Source organism: Ureibacillus endophyticus (assembly GCF_024159215.1).
Lineage (GTDB): Bacteria > Bacillota > Bacilli > Bacillales_A > Planococcaceae > Ureibacillus > Ureibacillus endophyticus.
In genome coordinates this window covers 3,638,585-3,655,661 of record NZ_JAMYWW010000001.1, presented here as the reverse complement: position 1 = coordinate 3,655,661, position 17,077 = coordinate 3,638,585, and the positions used below count along the sequence as shown (strand labels likewise).

The following is a 17,077-nucleotide window of genomic DNA, read 5'->3' as shown; positions in this document are numbered from 1 at the left end:
ATATTTATGTACAAAATCAACAGATTACCATAAGAGATAGACAACCAGTTCCTACAATAAAAGTAAGTAGGCTTACAGCATTCTTTTATCAACTGGTACTGCATTAATATTTCCATTATAGTTTTGATTCGAGCTGCACTTGATTGAGATACTTCCTAGTCATTATGTGCTGAAGTGAATCTGAAGGTTAACTATGGGAAAAAATGAACAAACAATTTTCTATATACTGACATCACGGAGAGCTCAAAATATGTAGATTAGTTTCTAAGAAGTTATCAATGACTACTAAAATTAATTGGAAAATTATCTTTAAAGTGAACTATTCACTTACTTTGAAAGGAGAAAATTTGTGAAAAAATTAATTGTTCCAATGGTATTATCAATCGTATTAACTGGATGTGGAGAAGTTAATGTCTCAAAAGAAGAATACCAATTAGTAGAGGGATCTGAGTTTCTCGATGGAAATGAGAAAGCACTTGTTGGAAATATTAAAGTGATTCCTGATTTTAAAATGAACACGTTAAATAGGGAAAGAAACATTTGGGTTTATTTACCTCCTAGTTATGATGAGTCTAATGACAATTATCCCGTTCTTTATATGCAAGATGGTCAGAGTTTATTTAAATCTAAAGAAACTGAATGGCAGGTTGATGAATCACTAGAAAGTATTTTCAAAGATAAAAAGGCAAAAGAAACAATCATTGTTGGTATTGAAAGTGATCCTGAAACAAGATTTAACGAATATGCTCCTTGGAAAAATCAAGTCAATGATGGGGGTGAAGGGGATTTATATGTAGATTTCATTGTTAAAGAATTAAAACCATATATTGATGAGAAGTTCCGAACATTAAAAGATCGAGAGAATACTAGTATTGCAGGAGCTTCTATGGGAGGGTACATCTCTTTATATGCAACGATGAAATATCAAGATGTATTTGGGAAAGTGGCTGCGTTTTCACCAATATTTGGTTTTAATAAAGCGCCATATGTAGCTTTTATTAATAAAGAGAAAATGAAAGAAGATGTAAAAATATACCTTGATGCTGGAGAAAACGAAGAGGAGTTTCCATTGGCTGCTCAAGATGTAAAGGAAATGGAGGAACTACTACTTAATGTTGGTTTTAATCAAGAACATGTAAACGTGGTGATAGATCCCGATGGTATACATAGAATAGAATCATGGAGTAAGCGGTTCCCTGAAGCTTTTATTTGGTTAATGAATAATTAATAATTGAATTTAATGACGGTATTTTTTAGAAAACTTATTTATTTTTATTAGTCACGTTGAACCGTATCATAAATAAGTTAAACGACAGAATGATTACGTTTCATACATGAATTAGTCGGCGCTCACTTTGAGATAAAAGTATAGAATGCTAGATGTTGTACACCAGTAGCGTGTGCTTCGTCCATTACGATTAATACTAAATCGATGTAATTTAGTATTTTAATAGAGTATGTGAAAGTGAACTTCACATACTTTTTTTATGTATTTTGCTTTAGAGATAGATTTCTTATATTGCCTTTCTATGTTTGAGCTTTTTGTAGGAGGGGATAATTAGGTAGAATTAATTTACCACCATTAAGGAGGCCACTTATGCAAAAAATAATTCCACATTTATGGTATGACAAAGAAGCAAAAGAAGCTGCATCTTTTTATGTAAGTTTGTTTGAAGACTCAAAAATATTGAATGTGAACGTTTTGGAAAATACCCCTTCTGGAGATGCAGACTTAGTTAACTTTGAATTGGCCGGACAGCAATTCCAAGCTATAAGTGGAGGACCTTACTTCAAATTTAATTCCTCTATATCTTTGATGGTAGCATGTGAGTCTGAAGATGAAGTAAATACTAAATGGAAGGCTTTATCAGAAGGCGGTACTGAATTAATGCCCTTAGGTGAATATCCATTTAATAAGCGTTATGGTTGGGTTCAAGATAGATATGGTTTGTCATGGCAGTTGATGCTGATAGACAATAATCAGACTGCTCAAAAGATTACACCCAACCTACTTTTCTCAGGTGATTCATGTGGGAAGACTGAAGAAGCAATAGAGTTCTATACGGAGATATTTGAGGACTCTGGAATCGAGTTTATTAGCAAATATCGGCCAGGTGAAGCCGCAACACCAACGGCAAAAGTAAATTATGCCGCATTTAGACTCGCGGGCATGAATTTTTCGGCAATGGATAATGGAGTTGGTGCTGATTTCAGTTTTAATGAAGCATTTTCTCTTATTGTAAACTGTAAAGATCAAAATGAGATTGATTACTTCTGGGGTAAACTTTCTGCTGTACCTGAAGCAGAACAATGTGGATGGTTGAAGGATAAGTATGGTGTTTCATGGCAAATTGTTCCGGATAACATAGATGAGTTTATGACTAATGGTTCGAAAGATGAAATCCAAAAAGTTCAAAAGGTGCTTTTTAAAATGGAAAAAATCGATTTAGATGCTTTGCAAAAGGCTCGTTTTGAATAAGAAAAAGGTCTACTTTATACTATCGCTATCTAAAGCTAGTTATTCTATTAAAGAGTAACTGGCTTTTGGTTTGCATATAGCTCCATACAGTGAAGTAACTTTAAGTAAAGGATTTCTCATTAATTTCATCGTTTGTGTCAATAACTTGATAAATTTAACAATTTCACCTACTTTTAAAATATGAGTCTAGTAGAAATGAAGATGTAATATGTAGGGGGAAATGATGAATAAAAGAGCTGAAGCATTAACAAATTTTGCACATGTACTAAAAGAACTTAACGAAAGTAAAAATGAAAGTGCTGCCACGGCACTTATAGGACAAAGTAGAAGTAAGAAAAGTATTTCTGGAGCATTATTAAAGCTTACTTTTAAATTTTGGGGGAGAAAGATACTTTTAATTGCACTATTTCTCATTGCTATTACAGCTGGTGTTACTTGGTTATTATCTGGAAGTACAGTTAAAAAGGAAAGTACAACATTTGTAGAGCAGGTTCAACAGTTAGCAACGCTTGCCACAGCGGAAGCACATCTTAAAGTAATAATCGAAGAAGAAGATAATAAGTTATTCGGAAAGGATATTTCTCTTAATATACCAGGCACAAAAAGAGAAATATTATTAATCGTTCCTGCTACAGTCATTGCCGGCGTTGACTTTAAAAGTATTACTTCAGATGCGATAAAAGTAGATGATGAACAAAAGAAATTAGAAATAACTTTACCACGAGCAACATTTATACAGGAGCCCGCAATTCAGATGGATCATATCAAAACATTCTCGGATGAGGGGTTATTCCGGGGAGAAGTAAAATGGGATGAAGGTTTTGATCTAGCAGCAGTAGCACAGGAGGAAATCAAAAAAGAAGCCGTTGAAATAGGTTTATTGGAAACAGCAGAAGAGAATGCAGAGAAAGTTCTGGATAATTTTTTTAGCAACCTTGGATATACTGTAAAGCTAACATTTAAGTAAAAAGCTATCAAAATCAAATTAAAAATTACATATTAAGATGGGAAAAAACAATAGAACTGACTTATGAGGAGATATCATAAGTCAGTTCTTTTAAAGTTAGAAGGAAAATAATCTCGGTATTCGGTAAGTTGATTATTCTTTATTTAGCTATACTAATAGATGCGTTTTCGTATTGTTTATCGCTTAATGCTTTCACAATAAAATGAGCAACATCTGCACGTGGAATACTTTTTGCTTTTTCTGGTACGCCAATTTTTGCTTCTCTATACTCGCCAGTTAAGGGGTCATTTGTTAATCCCATTGGTCTAACGATTGTGAAATTCAATCCATTTGCTTCAATATAATCAACAGCATTGCGGTGATCTATTAAAGCATTTTTTAGCATTTTCATAACCATTTTACCGGTGATTCCTGGTATTTCGTTGTTAATTCCAGCAGAAGCTGTGTAGATGATGCGATTGACTTTATTTTCTCTCATGCCATCTACTATATTTTTCGTCATTTGTTCAAGCTCTGTTGATTTTTTCATTCCTTGACTGGATCCTAAACAAGACACGACTACATCATGTCCTGCAATTGCCGCAGCGACCTCTTCTTTATTGAAGGCATCTCCCTGGAGAATATGTAACTGCTCATGTTTTAATTCTACCTTTGATGGAGTACGAACAAATGCAGTTACTTCAAATCCCTTTTCTAACGCTTGCTTCACAACGGATTTTCCTACACCACCAGTTGCTCCAAATACAATAATTTTCATAATCTTCCTCCTTTATATTCTATTTTCAGTATAGCATCCTAATGGAAAACTTTTCTTTTTGACAAAATGATAGTAGTTTTTTACATCTACCGTTATTCTATATAAGAACAGGGGGAATAACAGTGGAACCGTTTATTCATGGAATCATATTGGCATTCGGTTTAATATTACCTTTAGGAGTTCAAAACGTATTTATATTTAACCAAGGTGCTACACATAACAAATTTACTAATGCTTTACCAGCAATCATAACAGCAGGAGTTTGTGATACAATACTCATTTACTTGGCCGTAGCTGGTGTATCAATGATTGTTTTTAGTTTTGAATGGTTAAAAATCTTATTATTTTTAATAGGCTTCTTTTTCCTAACCTATATGGGCTGGGTTATGTGGAAAAGCACACCAGAAGTAAACACAAATCAAGAGAAAAGCCAATTCTCAGCTCGACGTCAAATCACTTTCGCAGCTTCAGTATCTTTATTGAATCCTCATGCAATTATGGACACTATTGGTGTTATTGGCACTAGCTCATTGGCTTACATAGGATATGATAAATGGATATTTACTATGGCATGTATATTGGTTTCATGGATTTGGTTCTTTTCTTTAGCCTTTTCTGGTAGAAAGATCGGTCAAATTGATAAAACCGGTAAGTTCTTAACTCGAATGAACCAAGCTTCAGCAATAATTATTTGGGTTATGGCAATCTATATGGCATATCACCTGTATACATTATTGTCTATATAAACAGTTAAATTGGAATTTAATTAAAATAGATAGATTATGCAAAAAGCTAACCACAAAAGGTTAGCTTTTTTTCTATTAGTCTTCTTTTTGTACTGGTACTTTTACTGGTTTGAAAATAGACAGTACAAAAATTATTAAACCTACAATACCAATTCCTAAAATTGTGTTGAATGATCCGCCAGTGTAGAAACCACTACCGAAGTAGAAAATTTCACGTAAACCTTCAGACGCAAAGCGAAGTGGCACCCATGGGCGAATGAAGTTTACAAAGAAACTTGGAAGCATTTCTTGTGGTGTCATTAGTACACCCATACCTAAAAGCATTACAACCATGAACAATGTAATGGCTGGTTTACCAATCCAAGCTGTAATTGCTGATACTAATAAGAAGAAACAGAATGCAGCAAAGGATACAAAAGATGCAACTAATAAGTAACTTGGCATGTTAATTTCAGCTAGCTGCCCTAATGTTGCAACTGTAAAACCAGAGAATAATGCAACAATAACGCCGAACAGCACTTGTTCACCCATTAAACGTAAAGTTTGTTTACGTGTAAATAGCTCTCTTTTTAAGATGCTTGATGTTGTTAAGAATAGAATGAAACCACCAATTAAAGCACCAACCCATGCAGGTACAGCCATTAATGTTGGAGCACTACCGTTTGCTGTAGAAGCAGTAATTGGATTGAATATTTGTTCTTCAGGCACAATTGGACTTACAAGAACAGATGCTTTAGTGGCATCAATTTGTTGACCGTTCATATTTTGAATGAAGTTAGCTGAATATTGTCCACTTAACTGTGTAATTAATCCATTTAAAGCTGTTTTTGCGAAGTTTGCACCAGTATAATTAAATCCTTGGTTGATATATATTTTTAATGTTGCTGGAATATTATTTGTCATCACATTCTGTAATGAATCGTTATAGCCTTCAGGAATAACTAATGCTGCGTAATACTTTTTATCGTTAAATAAGTCTTCAATATCTTCTTCTTTTTCAGTTGTAAAAGCTAACATTGGCTGAGCGCCGTTTACACCTTTACTCATTTGTTCGACTGCAGCTTTTACAGTTTCTACATGCTCTCCCTCATCATTTATGATTAATGCTGCTGGTAAGTTCTTTACTTGTGGATTCCCTTGAGCGAATAAGTTTACCGAGAATAACGCAATAATTAATATAACGGCAATGGGAGCAGCCCATGCTAATTTTTCTTTAAATAATCTCAATTTCTTTCCCCTTTCTCAATTTTCAACATGTTGTTGTTTGCTACGTGATTATTTTATAATCTAAGAGTACGCACAAGCAATCAACAAAATAAACATATTGTTGAATTTTGAAAAATAGAAGGTGTTTTTGATGAGTGTTTATATAGAAAAAAATCGTAAAACCAAAAAACTTATTCAAGAATCTTTTTTGGAAATGCTGCAGAGTAAACCATTTGAATCGATTACAGTAGGGGATATTGCAAAAACTGCAAACATTAATCGTGGGACATTTTATTTACACTATGTTGATAAATTTGATTTGCTAGACAAAATAGAACTACAATTATTTGAGGATTTAGGGAATCATATTGATGAGCTGCAATCGAGTTATTCATCGATTCATTCATTTGAAAAAGGGCAAGAGCAATTAGCAGCAACATTATTTAGTACAATTAAAATGCATTCACCATTATTAAAAATTTTATTAAGTGATCATGGTAGAGCAGGATTTCACCTTCGATTTAAATTGGCAATATTAGAAAAGGTACGCATTAATTTAGAAAAAAATAAAAACTACAATGAGAATTTACAAGTTCCAATGGATTATTTTTTAGCGTTTATCACATCTGCATTTTTAGGATTAATCGAACAATGGGTTCAAAATGATTTAGACAAAACGCCTGAAGAAATGACTAAATTATATATTGATATTATTTTCTTTATTCAAGGTAAATAAGAAAGGAGGTGTCCAAAAGGTAAAAACTTTTGGACATCTCCTTTTTTTCTTGATATTCCCCGATAAGCTGTGGTGTTGCTGTATGCCTTATTATAAAACGAAGCTAACAATAATACTTGAAAGAATGCTTACAAGGGTAGCCCCGTATAACAATTTCAATCCAAAACGGGCAACCACATTCCCCTTCTGTTCATTTAGCCCTTTAACTGCCCCTACAATAATTCCGATTGATGAAAAATTGGCAAAGGAAACGAGGAATACAGAGAGAATGCCCATTGTTCGTTCGGTAAAGTTATAACTGCCCTCTGACAAATCTAACATCGCAACAAATTCATTCGTTAATAGTTTAGTTGCCATAATTGCTCCAGCACTTACTGTTTCTGATAAAGGAATGCCCATAATAAAGGCTATTGGCGCAAAAAGATAGCCTAATATTGTTTGGAAGGAAATATTGAAAATTAACTCAAATACATGATTGAAACCAGCCATTAAAGCAATAAATCCAATCAACATAGCGCCAACGATAATGGCAACTTTAAAACCATCTAGGATATATTCACCAAGCATTTCAAAAAAGGATTGTCTTCTTTCATCCTGTATTTCTAATATATCTTCCTTAGGATCAATATCGTATGGATTAATAATAGTTGCAATGATAAATCCTCCAAACAAATTTAAAACTAAGGCTGTGACAATGTATTTCGGTTCCAACATGGTCATATATGCACCGACAATGGACATGGATACAGTCGACATTGCTGAGGCACATAGCGTATATAAACGATGGTTTGAGATATGACCGAGTTGTTTCTTCAATGTGATAAAAACTTCGGATTGTCCAACCATCAATGAAGCAACCGCATTATAGGATTCCAGTTTTCCCATCCCATTTACCTTACTTAAAAGAAAACCAATTCCTTTCATAATAAAAGGTAAAATTTTAAGGTACTGAAGAATCCCAATTAAAGCAGAAATAAATACAATTGGTAATAACACAGTTAAAAAGAATGGTGCTTCTCCCTCGTTTGCTATACCACCAAATACGAAGGCAATTCCTTCACTCGCATATTCAAGTAACTTGCTAAAAACAGTAGCTATAGCCTTGATAATGATTAAGCCAAATTCTGTATTTAACAATAGTAAAGATAAGAGGAATTGAATGACAAGCATTATGATAATGGGTTTGTATTTAATCTCTTTACGATTGGAACTTACCAACCACGCTAAGAACAATACTATAAGAATTCCTAAAACAGATATAACGTATTGCATCTGTAACCTCCTGATGATAAACCGCAAAATTACTACGCAATCGCGATTTTTTTCGTGAATACAATAGATATTTTAACCATGTTATTTAAAAACGAATCTGGCATGTTAATTCCAGTAAAAATCTAATAGAAGGTATCGAATACTATTCAAGGTAAAAAAAAAGAAATACTGTGATTAGCAGTATTTCAGAAATGTTTAATTAGAATATTGTTTTTTAAATGAATGATGGTTTTAGCAACTTCCTCTTTTGTTATGGTCATTGAAGCGTATTTATGTACGTCATTAGTTCCCACGCAGACACTAAATTGAGCTTTTTCAAATAAGCATTGATCGTTACTATCATTTCCGAATGCGATGAATTCTTTTATTTGTAGCTTTTCAAGACCATACACTTTGTTAATACCTAATGGGCTTATATCGATTGCATCTTCATTTTTATAAGATGTGATACTAACCGGTAATTTGCTAAGTGCATCAATAACAGCTGAATTAGGTTTAAATAATACTAATTTACAAATTTTTTGTAACTCTAAAAGTGGGGTATTTTTTGCAGAACTATGATTTATATTTTGATAGATTGGGTGCTCAAAGCTACCCGTAAAAGCGTAATCCCATTCACTATCTGCTAAATATGTAAGCTGATGCTGTTGAATAATTGTATGTAGCTCCTGTGTCAAATTAGGTGTGAAAAAATTAGCTGTAATTTTTCCATTTTGAGAAATAAAACAACCATTTCCACCAACAAGTTTCCCCTTCTTAAATTGTTCAGGTAATACAGGTATTAAATCACGAATGGGTCTAGCAGAAGCAAAAATAATTTCATGCCCCTCTGCTATAAGCTCTTTTAATGCTGCAATAATAGTTTCGTCAATCGTTTTGCCATTGAAACATAATGTTCCATCAATATCAAAAACAAAGTTCATTCTCTCGCCTCCTGTAATTAGTATAATGAGAATGAATCGCTGTTGAAAGGACAGGTGTCTCCAATTATGAATTTAGAGAAGTTCTACAAAATATATAACTATCAATTTCGCAATGACATAATAAGCAAACTTCAATTGAAAACCTATAAAGAGAATGAGTGTATTTTAAAAACAGGTGATGAAATTGATGGATTATATTTTTTAATAGAAGGGAAATATTACGTTTCAAGTCTTGAGATAACTGGTAAAGAATTGTTGTTGAGGTATAGTAAAAAACCGTCCATCTTGGGGGATATTGAGATTTTTGAACAATGTAAAATTCAATCAAATTGTATTGCCGCAGAGAATTGTGAATTTATATTTGTACCATTACATATTTATAATAATTATTTAAAATCGGATAGTAGTTTTACTCATTTATTATTAAAAGAAATGGCTTATAAATTAAAGACATGTACAATCTCTTCAAGAGTGAATGCTCTATCTCCGGTTTCTGTTAGGTTAGCTGCATATTATTGTACAATCGAATCTTCTAGAGCAAATAGTGAATACATAACGACAAATAATTTAGATGAAATAGCCTCTCTAATTGGCACAACGAAGAGACATTTAAACCGTATATTAAAGCAATGGAATGAAGAAGGAACTATTCATCGAGAGGGAGATAAAGTACAAGTTTTAAATTGGGGAAAGGTTAAACTTTATTCGAATGATGTTCGTTTTGAATAGTAAAGTATAATGCAGTAGTATATTTTTAAAGGGGTGTGAGCGTCCAATATTAAATGCTCACACCCTGTTGCTAAAAAATATTATCTAGTCAAAATACTTTTGTAAGTCTTCCTTTGTTAATTTGGTTTGTGCGTTTTCTTGAGTTTTCAATTCTTCTATCATTTTATTGATAAAGTCAATTTGAAGCTGATAGTGATTAAACATGTTTTCAAATTGGAGTTTGGCAATTGGATCAAGGCTAATATGTTGCTCTTTTGCTTTTTGTCCAGATTGAAGAACAGCCAATTCCTTTTCTAAAAGCTGAAGCTGATCCTCAAGTCCCGCAAGCTTTTCTTCTAAAGACAGTTCATGCATAAAAGACACTGCTGTATAAAAAGTAACTGGTAAGCCAACATATGCAATTAATTACCAATTGTAAACATCGAATTTAATTTTTTTTTAAAATTAAAGAAGAGGGCTTGTATTTCGCCCTCTTATGGTTAATATAAGGCACGTGAGAATGCTGGTTGCCAAATGCCTTTTTTATTTTTTCTCATATTGAAGGATGTTTCACTGCCATTGATTGGTGAAATGTAACTGATCTCGCCTAAAGTATCGTTAATTTCTCTAAAGGTACCATTTTCTAATCCTGCAAATACATAAGCGCTAATTAGTTGTTGAATTTCCTTAGTAAAATAAGCTTCCCGTACTTTTTGTGCTTTTTCGTTGTATTTCCTTATCTGCTTAGTAGAAGGGTCTTCTACAGTAGTAAATAATGCATTATATATTTCATAATCAAGCTCCATTTCAGCTACAATATAAATTTTAGCGATAGATAGTGGAGATACGCCTCTAAATAATTCAATATCCAGACTTTCCTTAAATGCATCGTACAATTTTTTTTCATCCGTACTTAAGCTAAATGTTGGTTTGAAATTTTGAACACCGATGACTTTTCCTATTATTTGGGCATCCGTAATCGTTGTAATTGTATGTCCACTTTGATTATCATATATAACGAATTCACCCTTTTTAGTCATTACCTCTTTATTAATAAAATCATCAATTACTTTACTAATATTATGGAAGAAGTATGGATTTTGAAGAGGATTGTCTTCATTATCATTAGTAATCTTTTCTCCTAATCCATGAACGTGTAAAATTTTGTCATTTACTAAAATTTGTCCTTGGTCCATATGTACTTTATCCCCTGATAACCCTAAAACGGTCGAAACAACAATTCCATTTGTCGAATAATAGGCAACATAATCTCCATAGTTTAATTGCGCATTTTCTTCGACAATCATTGGTAGCCCCCTCAGCATCCATTGGTCTCCTAATAGAAATGCATATTCAGGGTCAATTACATTAGAAGAATCTGTTGTTATGATTGAAAGAGGTTCAACTTCACTTGAAAATGCCTGTTTAGATAGTTGTGGAAATTGAGTAATGATCAAGAACGTTAGTAAAATACAAGCCGATGCTGCAATAGTCTGTACCTTCCAATTTGTTTGTTGTCTTTTTGGTGGAATTTGCATTAAACGCTTTTTTACATCAGCTGAAAAAGGTACTTCACTTTGTAATTCCTCTTTTAATTTATCCTTAAACTCCTTCATAAAATTCCCCTCCTAACTCAGCATACATTTCTTCTAAAGAATCATTTGTTTTTAATAGTTCACGTGCGCGGCGTAACCTTGTTCGAATGGTGTTAGGCGATACATTTAAAAGATTTGCAATTTCTTTTACTTCAAATTCTTCGTAATAAAATAGTATAATTACTTCTCGATAATGTAGTGGTAAAGCAAGGACACTATCTTTTAAAGTTTTGTAAACTTCTTTTTGCACATACATTTTTTCAATAGAAGGTTCATTTTTTCTAAAAAACATTAACTGACTTAACATGGTTTTTCGTTTTAGTTTTCGGAGTTTATCATGACAGCAGTTAATTAAAATTCGAGTTAAATAGGTTTTAATAGAGGAATCTCCCCGGAAATTTGTACGATTTATCATATATTTCATTAAGACGTCTTGGGTAATTTCTTCTGCAAGTTGACAATCTTTAACGTATAAATAACTAAGATGATATAGATATTCACCATAATTCTCGATTATCTCTTCTAGTTCCAACTCAGACCACCTCCTTTGTATTGTAAATCTTAGACGCTATTACTTCTGAAAATTGTTCAAATTTTTATGGGATATTTTACAATAAAAAAAGCAAGAGATTTCTCCCTTGCTTTAAATTAGTTATTGGTTTCTCTCTTAAAAGCACACATTATACTTCAAGCTTACCATTAAACTGATATTCAAATTTTTCAAATATATACCACACTAGATGGAATAACATATGACACATTATTGCTGTTAGAAGTCCATATTGCCAATACAACCAACCGCAAGTTATGCCAACTAATAGATTTATGCTATTAATATAAAGAAGCATTGTTTTTGTTACAGTTTTCTGTTTTTGATAGATCCCTGGTAGATGAGCAAGAGCAAATAAGATACTCGTCAGCACATTCGCAACCCAAAATGATACGGTTGATTGCGCGATGAATAAGTTACCAACCCACACAAAGAAGCTTATCATACCAAAGCGGAAAATAATTTCTTCTACAACGCCTCCGTAAAAACAACGAGTTAAAATCCATATTTTTTTTCTCGTTTTATCCCCTTCTAAAAGGGCTTCCTTTAAGTCATTCTTTTTCAAGTAATAATAAGCAGCAACATTAATTAAAGCGACCAATAGACTAAGTAGAATAGAAATTTTATCAATGTTTAATGAAAATAAATTAAAATCACCATGTTTGTAAAAAAATAAACCTAATATGGCAAATGGAAATGATAATATGACATGATTTACTAATCGAAGAGCAAAAGATGGTACCTCTTGTGAAAGATCTTTATATAAATCTTTTTCATTGAACACCATTAGTAGTATACCAGGTAATAGGATAATCGTAATTAAAAATAGCTCATAGAAACTCATTGTACTTCCTCCTCAATCCCAGCTTCTTTCAAATAAATTTTCATCGCCTCTCGTGCCCATTCCAGCTCACTATCAGAAAGTGGTAAAGGCTGCATAGGATCTTCTTCTTCTATTTCAGCTCCATCTACTTTTTCAAAAAATGAATGTAAATCTTCCCCGACTATTTCTTGTAGCATGGTCATTAATTCATGTATTAACTGTTGTACATCGGCATCTGCAGGGTTGGCGCCGCACTTATTTTTTAACTCAGCTAGGATATTGGCAAATTTCCTTTCTAATGCTTGTTGTTTTTCTATTGAGATATCAAAAATTTCATCCACTTTTTCAACAGTGTATATCGATTTTAACCATTCTTTATGTTCGTCCTGTAGTTGTATCCCTTGAATAATCGAGGCAAAAATACTTGCATCGATTGCATCCTGTTCATCAACAAGATTGATTTATGATCTAATGCATTGATAACTTTTTGAATTTGACTAAGCTTTTCTTCCATAAGTTTTTTTTGAAACTCTAAAGATTGTTTTACACTCCAGTCGTTTTGTTGTATTAAATTTTTCATTTGCTCTAGGGAAAATCCAAGAAATTTTAACGTAACGATTTTTTGCATCGTTACAAAATGAGTGTTATTGTAAACCCTTCTTCCACTTTCAGTACGTAGTGGAGTCAATAACCCTAGTTCATCATAATAATGAAGCGTTCGAATACTTACGCCTGTTCTTTTTGCAAATTCTCCAATTGAAAGGTGCTCTTTCATTTCAATCAATCTCCCTTTTAATTCCTGTTTTAATCATAAAACATCACCTTACGTGAGGTTCAAGATATTTCTAGATAAAATTTAAAATTTATTTGGAGGAATAAGATAAAAATAAAAAACCTGGCGATCCATTTGGAGGCCAGGTATTACTTATTTAATTCGATTGTTTCAATAAATTTTTTAATCGTTGAAGTTAAATAGGTATCTGCTCTTCTGATAAAAACGGTTTTAATTTTACTATATTTATCAGGTAGTGAATGGCATTGGATGAGTCCACTTTGCTCCATATAAGTAACTGATGACCTTGGAACGAATGAAACACCAAGCCCCATGGAGACACTGCGTAGTATAGTTTCTAATGTACCAAATTCCATTACCTTTTGAGGTTTAATGTTGTTGTCTTTATACCATGATTCAAAACGTGCGCGGTAACCACAACCTTCACTGAAACATAAAAATGGTTCGATTTTTAACTCTTCTAATGTATAATCACGAGAATCAGAGATCAATACTAGCTCTTCTTGAAATACTTCATGAGAAATAATATCGGGATGGAAGTTCGACTCTGTAACGAATGCCCCATCTAGCTTGTGATTAAGTACTTCCTCTTCTAATAGTTCTGTAACCCCAGTAAATAAGGAAAGTTCGACATTTTTATATTTTTTCATATAGGCAGATAAAATTTCAGGTAAACGATAGACTGTTTCAACAGTACCAATTTCTAATTTTCCAGAAGGTTCGTCATTACTTTGGACAGCTTTTTTCATTTCATCAGTTAGTAGAAGTATTTTTTTGCTATAAGTTAATAGTTTCTTTCCTTCTGGTGTCAAACTCATCCCACGACGATGCCGATTAAATAATGCAGTGTTCAGTTCTGTTTCAAGCTTTTGTATTCTTGAAGTTATGTTTGATTGAACGTAATTCAATTCTTTTGCTACTTCTGAAACCGTCCCCTTATCCGCAACCATTTGAAAAATTTCCAAATCTTTAAGTTCCAATTTACTCACCCCTTCTTAAATATTCATGGTATCAAAAAAAATGATATTAAACATCCCTTTTATTCATTTTACGAGATATGGAAATGGAGCTAATATGTTGAATATGACAAACTGGTGAAAGGGGTAGAAAGAAATTGAAAAATAGTGTATTAGTTGGAGCAGTTTTATGTTTTATAGCTGCCGTTTCATGGGGAGCAATGTTTCCTGTAGCACATGCAGCTTTTAAGTATATAGATCCATTTTATTTTACAATTATTCGTTATGGATCTGTTTCTGTTATCTTAGTAGCAATTTTATTATGGAAAGAAGGAAAAGGTGCTTTTCGTTTTGAAGGAAAGGGTCTGCAATTATGGTTTTTTGGCACAATGGCCTTTACAATCTATAATCTCTTTATCTTCTGGGGAGAGGATTTATTAGGTCATTCAGGAGTAATGGTTGCGTCTATTATGGAATCACTGATGCCAATGATATCCATTGTGATTGTGTGGATGATATTAAAAAAACGTCCATATTCATTCACATTAGGATGTGTTTTAATATCATTTATCGGTGCAGTGTTAGTTATTACTAAAGGCGATATTCAAGGGTTCCTTAGTGCAACTGATCATTTTATCCCATCCATGCTTATCTTTATTGCCGTAATAGGATGGGTGATTTATACAATGGGTGGAAGTGAGTTTAGTGGATGGTCAGCTCTTCGCTATTCCACATTAAGTTGTTTACTTGGAACGATTACAGCTATTGTCATTACAGTTGGTACAACATTATTTGGTTATACTGAGATTCCATCTATAAATGAAATTATTATTGTAAGTCCGCATTTATTGTTTATGATTATTTTCCCAGGAGTCATTGCACTGCTTGGGTGGAATATCGGTGTAAGTATTTTGACACCATTAAATGGCTTATTATTTATTAACTTTGTTCCTGTTACAACACTATTAATCTCTATTTTCCAGGGAAATCCTGTAACACTATTCGATTTTATTGGCACTATTTTAATTATTATTTCGCTCATATCGAATAATGTATATGTACGAATGTTACAAAAGAAGGATTCAAAACAAAGTGTTCAATCGATTTTGCAGGAACGAACTTCTTAATGCACATGAGTCTACAATGAAAAATGAGCAACTCTTGATAGGTCAAGGGTTGCCTTTTTTCTTGTGCTAACAGAAAAATTCCTGGGAAATTTTACTTCAGTACATATGTTTGTTCTAGTTCAAAATTAGTGTCATCTTTTAATGCATAATCAAAAAATTGGAGTATAAGTTGATTTTCCTTTTCAAGACATTTCAATGGATCAATATCTGCTTTTCCACCTTGCAATAGATTTGAAAGGAAAGGAGAAATCATTGATAAGTCGGTTAAGCTTAAATGTTTTGCACCCAGGAAATGCGTTGTATAGGATTCTACAAAATTCTGATTTGCAGCTTTATTTGCAGCATAAGTAGGATTACTTCCAAGTTGTTTCCAAACATCGTCAGTGTAGATATTCAATATAGGAGTTGTATACGTATGGTTGCTTGCTTCTATTATATTTTGTTGTTTATTAAATTTTAATTCACTGAAAAATGGAGCATCTAAATTTACAACAGCATCTATGTCTTCTCGTTTTCCCCCTACCCAAACACTTGCTGAGCCACCCATAGAGTGTCCAAATACCCCTATTTTTTCAGGATTTATTAATTGATAAACAAGGTTTGTATCAGTTTCAGTCTTTTGAAGAATGGTATCAATGACAAAATTTATATCTTCTGTTCGGAGTTTCATCCACTTTTGAAATAGCTCAAAATACTCTTCATTTGTATAAATACCTTTATTCGAATCCATAACTTCCTTCATATATTCATTATTAATGGTCGTAATCTCACCCATATCGGAAACAGTAAAAAAGGAATGATAAGGATGGTCGATGGAACAGACAACATAACCATGGCTAGCTAACTCTTTAAAAGTTGATGCATTACTAGCTTTAACACCGTTCGCTCCATGAGAGAATACCAATAGTGGATAAGTACCTTTTGCTTCTTCAGGATACCAAAATTCAACATTTACACTTCGATTGTTATAAGGGTTTTCAAACTCTTCTTTTCGATTTTCATCCACATATGTGAAAGTCGCTGTAACAACTTTAAATTCCCCTGTTACTTCGGGCTTGTGATATTGTGGGAAAATGATAGCAGGTGTAAGGGCCAAAAAGAAGATACATGTTGTAAAGAATGTATTGAAAATGATTCTAGAATTTTTAAATTCTTTAGTATATGCTTTTTGACGAATTAATGAGATTGTTGCCAATCCTGCTGATATTGTAAACACGGTCGTAATTAATACCCAACGGAAACTCCAAGTAATTATCGGTGAAAGAATTAGTATTAAAAATACAATTAGTACAGCAATTCTCAGCCAATTTTTTATCTTTTTATGATGTTGTTTTGTAGCAATGCAGTAAATAGCATAACCGCATTCTAAAACCAATGTAATACAAAATAATACAATCCCCATTTTTTCAAATTCCCCTTTAGTTCAAATTTGGTAATTT

19 protein-coding genes are annotated in these 17,077 nt (G+C 32.8%); 7 read left to right on the top strand and 12 right to left on the bottom strand.

The genetic code is table 11. The features are described 5' to 3' along the window. Nucleotides 1-349 precede the first annotated feature (349 nt). From NKR20_RS18145 to NKR20_RS18135, 3 genes are all read left to right on the top strand, one after another. Nucleotides 350-1,228, top strand: coding sequence for an alpha/beta hydrolase (locus NKR20_RS18145; protein WP_253427980.1), 879 nt, complete (start codon nucleotides 350-352; stop codon nucleotides 1,226-1,228). A gap of 369 nt (nucleotides 1,229-1,597) precedes the next feature. Next, complete coding sequence (locus NKR20_RS18140) at nucleotides 1,598-2,479, top strand: VOC family protein (RefSeq protein WP_253427978.1); 882 nt, start codon at nucleotides 1,598-1,600, stop codon at nucleotides 2,477-2,479. Between the two features lie 223 nt (nucleotides 2,480-2,702). Continuing rightward, on the top strand, nucleotides 2,703-3,446 hold the full coding sequence (locus tag NKR20_RS18135) for a DUF4230 domain-containing protein (protein WP_253427976.1): 744 nt from the start codon (nucleotides 2,703-2,705) through the stop codon (nucleotides 3,444-3,446). 139 nt (nucleotides 3,447-3,585) lie between these two features. On the opposite strand, the gene NKR20_RS18130 is transcribed toward NKR20_RS18135, so the two are convergent. Next, nucleotides 3,586-4,203 carry an NAD(P)-dependent oxidoreductase gene (locus NKR20_RS18130; protein WP_121215024.1) on the bottom strand — a complete coding sequence of 206 codons (618 nt, stop codon included), beginning with the start codon at nucleotides 4,201-4,203 and terminating at the stop codon, nucleotides 3,586-3,588. 122 nt (nucleotides 4,204-4,325) lie between these two features. Between NKR20_RS18130 and NKR20_RS18125 the strand changes: the two genes are divergently transcribed. Next, the gene (locus tag NKR20_RS18125) at nucleotides 4,326-4,949 is read left to right on the top strand and encodes a LysE/ArgO family amino acid transporter (RefSeq protein ID WP_121215025.1); all 624 of its coding nucleotides are present in this window, start codon (nucleotides 4,326-4,328) and stop codon (nucleotides 4,947-4,949) included. Between the two features lie 75 nt (nucleotides 4,950-5,024). Here the strand turns inward: NKR20_RS18125 and NKR20_RS18120 are convergent, their stop codons facing one another. Next, on the bottom strand, nucleotides 5,025-6,176 hold the full coding sequence (locus NKR20_RS18120; protein WP_253427974.1) for a YhgE/Pip domain-containing protein: 1,152 nt from the start codon (nucleotides 6,174-6,176) through the stop codon (nucleotides 5,025-5,027). 130 nt (nucleotides 6,177-6,306) lie between these two features. On the opposite strand from NKR20_RS18120, the gene NKR20_RS18115 reads away from it, so the two are divergent. Next, on the top strand, nucleotides 6,307-6,891 hold the full coding sequence (locus tag NKR20_RS18115) for a TetR/AcrR family transcriptional regulator (protein WP_121215027.1): 585 nt from the start codon (nucleotides 6,307-6,309) through the stop codon (nucleotides 6,889-6,891). A gap of 90 nt (nucleotides 6,892-6,981) precedes the next feature. Here the strand turns inward: NKR20_RS18115 and NKR20_RS18110 are convergent, their stop codons facing one another. Together NKR20_RS18110 and NKR20_RS18105 are read right to left on the bottom strand one after the other, a co-directional pair. Then, entirely contained in the window at nucleotides 6,982-8,163 is a 1,182-nt protein-coding gene (locus NKR20_RS18110) for a NupC/NupG family nucleoside CNT transporter (RefSeq protein ID WP_121215028.1), read from the bottom strand. 185 nt (nucleotides 8,164-8,348) lie between these two features. After that, the gene (locus tag NKR20_RS18105; protein WP_121215029.1) at nucleotides 8,349-9,086 is read right to left on the bottom strand and encodes an HAD-IIB family hydrolase; all 738 of its coding nucleotides are present in this window, start codon (nucleotides 9,084-9,086) and stop codon (nucleotides 8,349-8,351) included. 66 nt (nucleotides 9,087-9,152) lie between these two features. Between NKR20_RS18105 and NKR20_RS18100 the strand changes: the two genes are divergently transcribed. Then, on the top strand, nucleotides 9,153-9,815 hold the full coding sequence (locus tag NKR20_RS18100) for a Crp/Fnr family transcriptional regulator (RefSeq protein WP_121215030.1): 663 nt from the start codon (nucleotides 9,153-9,155) through the stop codon (nucleotides 9,813-9,815). A gap of 84 nt (nucleotides 9,816-9,899) precedes the next feature. Here NKR20_RS18100 and NKR20_RS18095 read toward each other — a convergent pair whose 3' ends face one another. The 7 genes from NKR20_RS18095 to NKR20_RS18065 all read right to left on the bottom strand — a co-directional run bounded on the left by NKR20_RS18095 (nucleotide 9,900) and on the right by NKR20_RS18065 (nucleotide 14,535). Further along, nucleotides 9,900-10,169 (bottom strand): hypothetical protein, encoded by a 270-nt coding sequence (locus tag NKR20_RS18095; RefSeq protein WP_121215031.1) that lies wholly within the window; start codon nucleotides 10,167-10,169, stop codon nucleotides 9,900-9,902. A 125-nt stretch (nucleotides 10,170-10,294) separates the two neighbouring features. Then, entirely contained in the window at nucleotides 10,295-11,410 is a 1,116-nt protein-coding gene (locus tag NKR20_RS18090) for a S26 family signal peptidase (protein ID WP_121215032.1), read from the bottom strand. Next, on the bottom strand, nucleotides 11,397-11,921 hold the full coding sequence (locus NKR20_RS18085) for a sigma-70 family RNA polymerase sigma factor (protein WP_121215033.1): 525 nt from the start codon (nucleotides 11,919-11,921) through the stop codon (nucleotides 11,397-11,399). Before NKR20_RS18085 ends, NKR20_RS18090 begins: the two co-directional genes overlap by 14 nt. A 148-nt stretch (nucleotides 11,922-12,069) precedes the next feature. Next, nucleotides 12,070-12,783 (bottom strand): CPBP family intramembrane glutamic endopeptidase, encoded by a 714-nt coding sequence (locus NKR20_RS18080; protein ID WP_121215034.1) that lies wholly within the window; start codon nucleotides 12,781-12,783, stop codon nucleotides 12,070-12,072. Then, nucleotides 12,780-13,103, bottom strand: a complete 324-nt coding sequence (locus NKR20_RS18075; RefSeq protein WP_253427972.1) for a TipAS antibiotic-recognition domain-containing protein — start codon at nucleotides 13,101-13,103, stop codon at nucleotides 12,780-12,782. The genes NKR20_RS18080 and NKR20_RS18075 overlap by 4 nt, the downstream gene beginning before the upstream one ends. 23 nt (nucleotides 13,104-13,126) lie before the next feature. Continuing rightward, a complete protein-coding gene (locus tag NKR20_RS18070; RefSeq protein ID WP_253427970.1) occupies nucleotides 13,127-13,537 on the bottom strand; it encodes a MerR family transcriptional regulator in 411 nt (136 codons plus the stop codon). 146 nt (nucleotides 13,538-13,683) lie between these two features. After that, the gene (locus NKR20_RS18065; protein ID WP_121215036.1) at nucleotides 13,684-14,535 is read right to left on the bottom strand and encodes a LysR family transcriptional regulator; all 852 of its coding nucleotides are present in this window, start codon (nucleotides 14,533-14,535) and stop codon (nucleotides 13,684-13,686) included. A 134-nt stretch (nucleotides 14,536-14,669) separates the two neighbouring features. On the opposite strand from NKR20_RS18065, the gene NKR20_RS18060 reads away from it, so the two are divergent. After that, complete coding sequence (locus NKR20_RS18060; protein WP_121215037.1) at nucleotides 14,670-15,638, top strand: DMT family transporter; 969 nt, start codon at nucleotides 14,670-14,672, stop codon at nucleotides 15,636-15,638. A gap of 91 nt (nucleotides 15,639-15,729) precedes the next feature. Here the strand turns inward: NKR20_RS18060 and NKR20_RS18055 are convergent, their stop codons facing one another. Further along, on the bottom strand, nucleotides 15,730-17,040 hold the full coding sequence (locus tag NKR20_RS18055; protein WP_121215038.1) for an alpha/beta hydrolase family protein: 1,311 nt from the start codon (nucleotides 17,038-17,040) through the stop codon (nucleotides 15,730-15,732). Between the last annotated feature and the right edge of the window lie 37 nt (nucleotides 17,041-17,077).

Excerpts from the sequence above, each read along its gene's own strand:
- NKR20_RS18140 (WP_253427978.1), top strand. The coding sequence starts at position 1,598 with ATGCAAAAAATAATTCCACATTTATGGTATGACAAAGAAGCAAAAGAA.
- NKR20_RS18135 (WP_253427976.1), top strand. The coding sequence starts at position 2,703 with ATGAATAAAAGAGCTGAAGCATTAACAAATTTTGCACATGTACTAAAA.
- NKR20_RS18130 (WP_121215024.1), bottom strand. The coding sequence starts at position 4,203 with ATGAAAATTATTGTATTTGGAGCAACTGGTGGTGTAGGAAAATCCGTT.
- NKR20_RS18115 (WP_121215027.1), top strand. The coding sequence starts at position 6,307 with ATGAGTGTTTATATAGAAAAAAATCGTAAAACCAAAAAACTTATTCAA.
- NKR20_RS18110 (WP_121215028.1), bottom strand. The coding sequence starts at position 8,163 with ATGCAATACGTTATATCTGTTTTAGGAATTCTTATAGTATTGTTCTTA.
- NKR20_RS18105 (WP_121215029.1), bottom strand. The coding sequence starts at position 9,086 with ATGAACTTTGTTTTTGATATTGATGGAACATTATGTTTCAATGGCAAA.
- NKR20_RS18100 (WP_121215030.1), top strand. The coding sequence starts at position 9,153 with ATGAATTTAGAGAAGTTCTACAAAATATATAACTATCAATTTCGCAAT.
- NKR20_RS18095 (WP_121215031.1), bottom strand. The coding sequence starts at position 10,169 with ATGCATGAACTGTCTTTAGAAGAAAAGCTTGCGGGACTTGAGGATCAG.
- NKR20_RS18090 (WP_121215032.1), bottom strand. The coding sequence starts at position 11,410 with ATGAAGGAGTTTAAGGATAAATTAAAAGAGGAATTACAAAGTGAAGTA.
- NKR20_RS18080 (WP_121215034.1), bottom strand. The coding sequence starts at position 12,783 with ATGAGTTTCTATGAGCTATTTTTAATTACGATTATCCTATTACCTGGT.
- NKR20_RS18070 (WP_253427970.1), bottom strand. The coding sequence starts at position 13,537 with ATGAAAGAGCACCTTTCAATTGGAGAATTTGCAAAAAGAACAGGCGTA.
- NKR20_RS18055 (WP_121215038.1), bottom strand. The coding sequence starts at position 17,040 with ATGGGGATTGTATTATTTTGTATTACATTGGTTTTAGAATGCGGTTAT.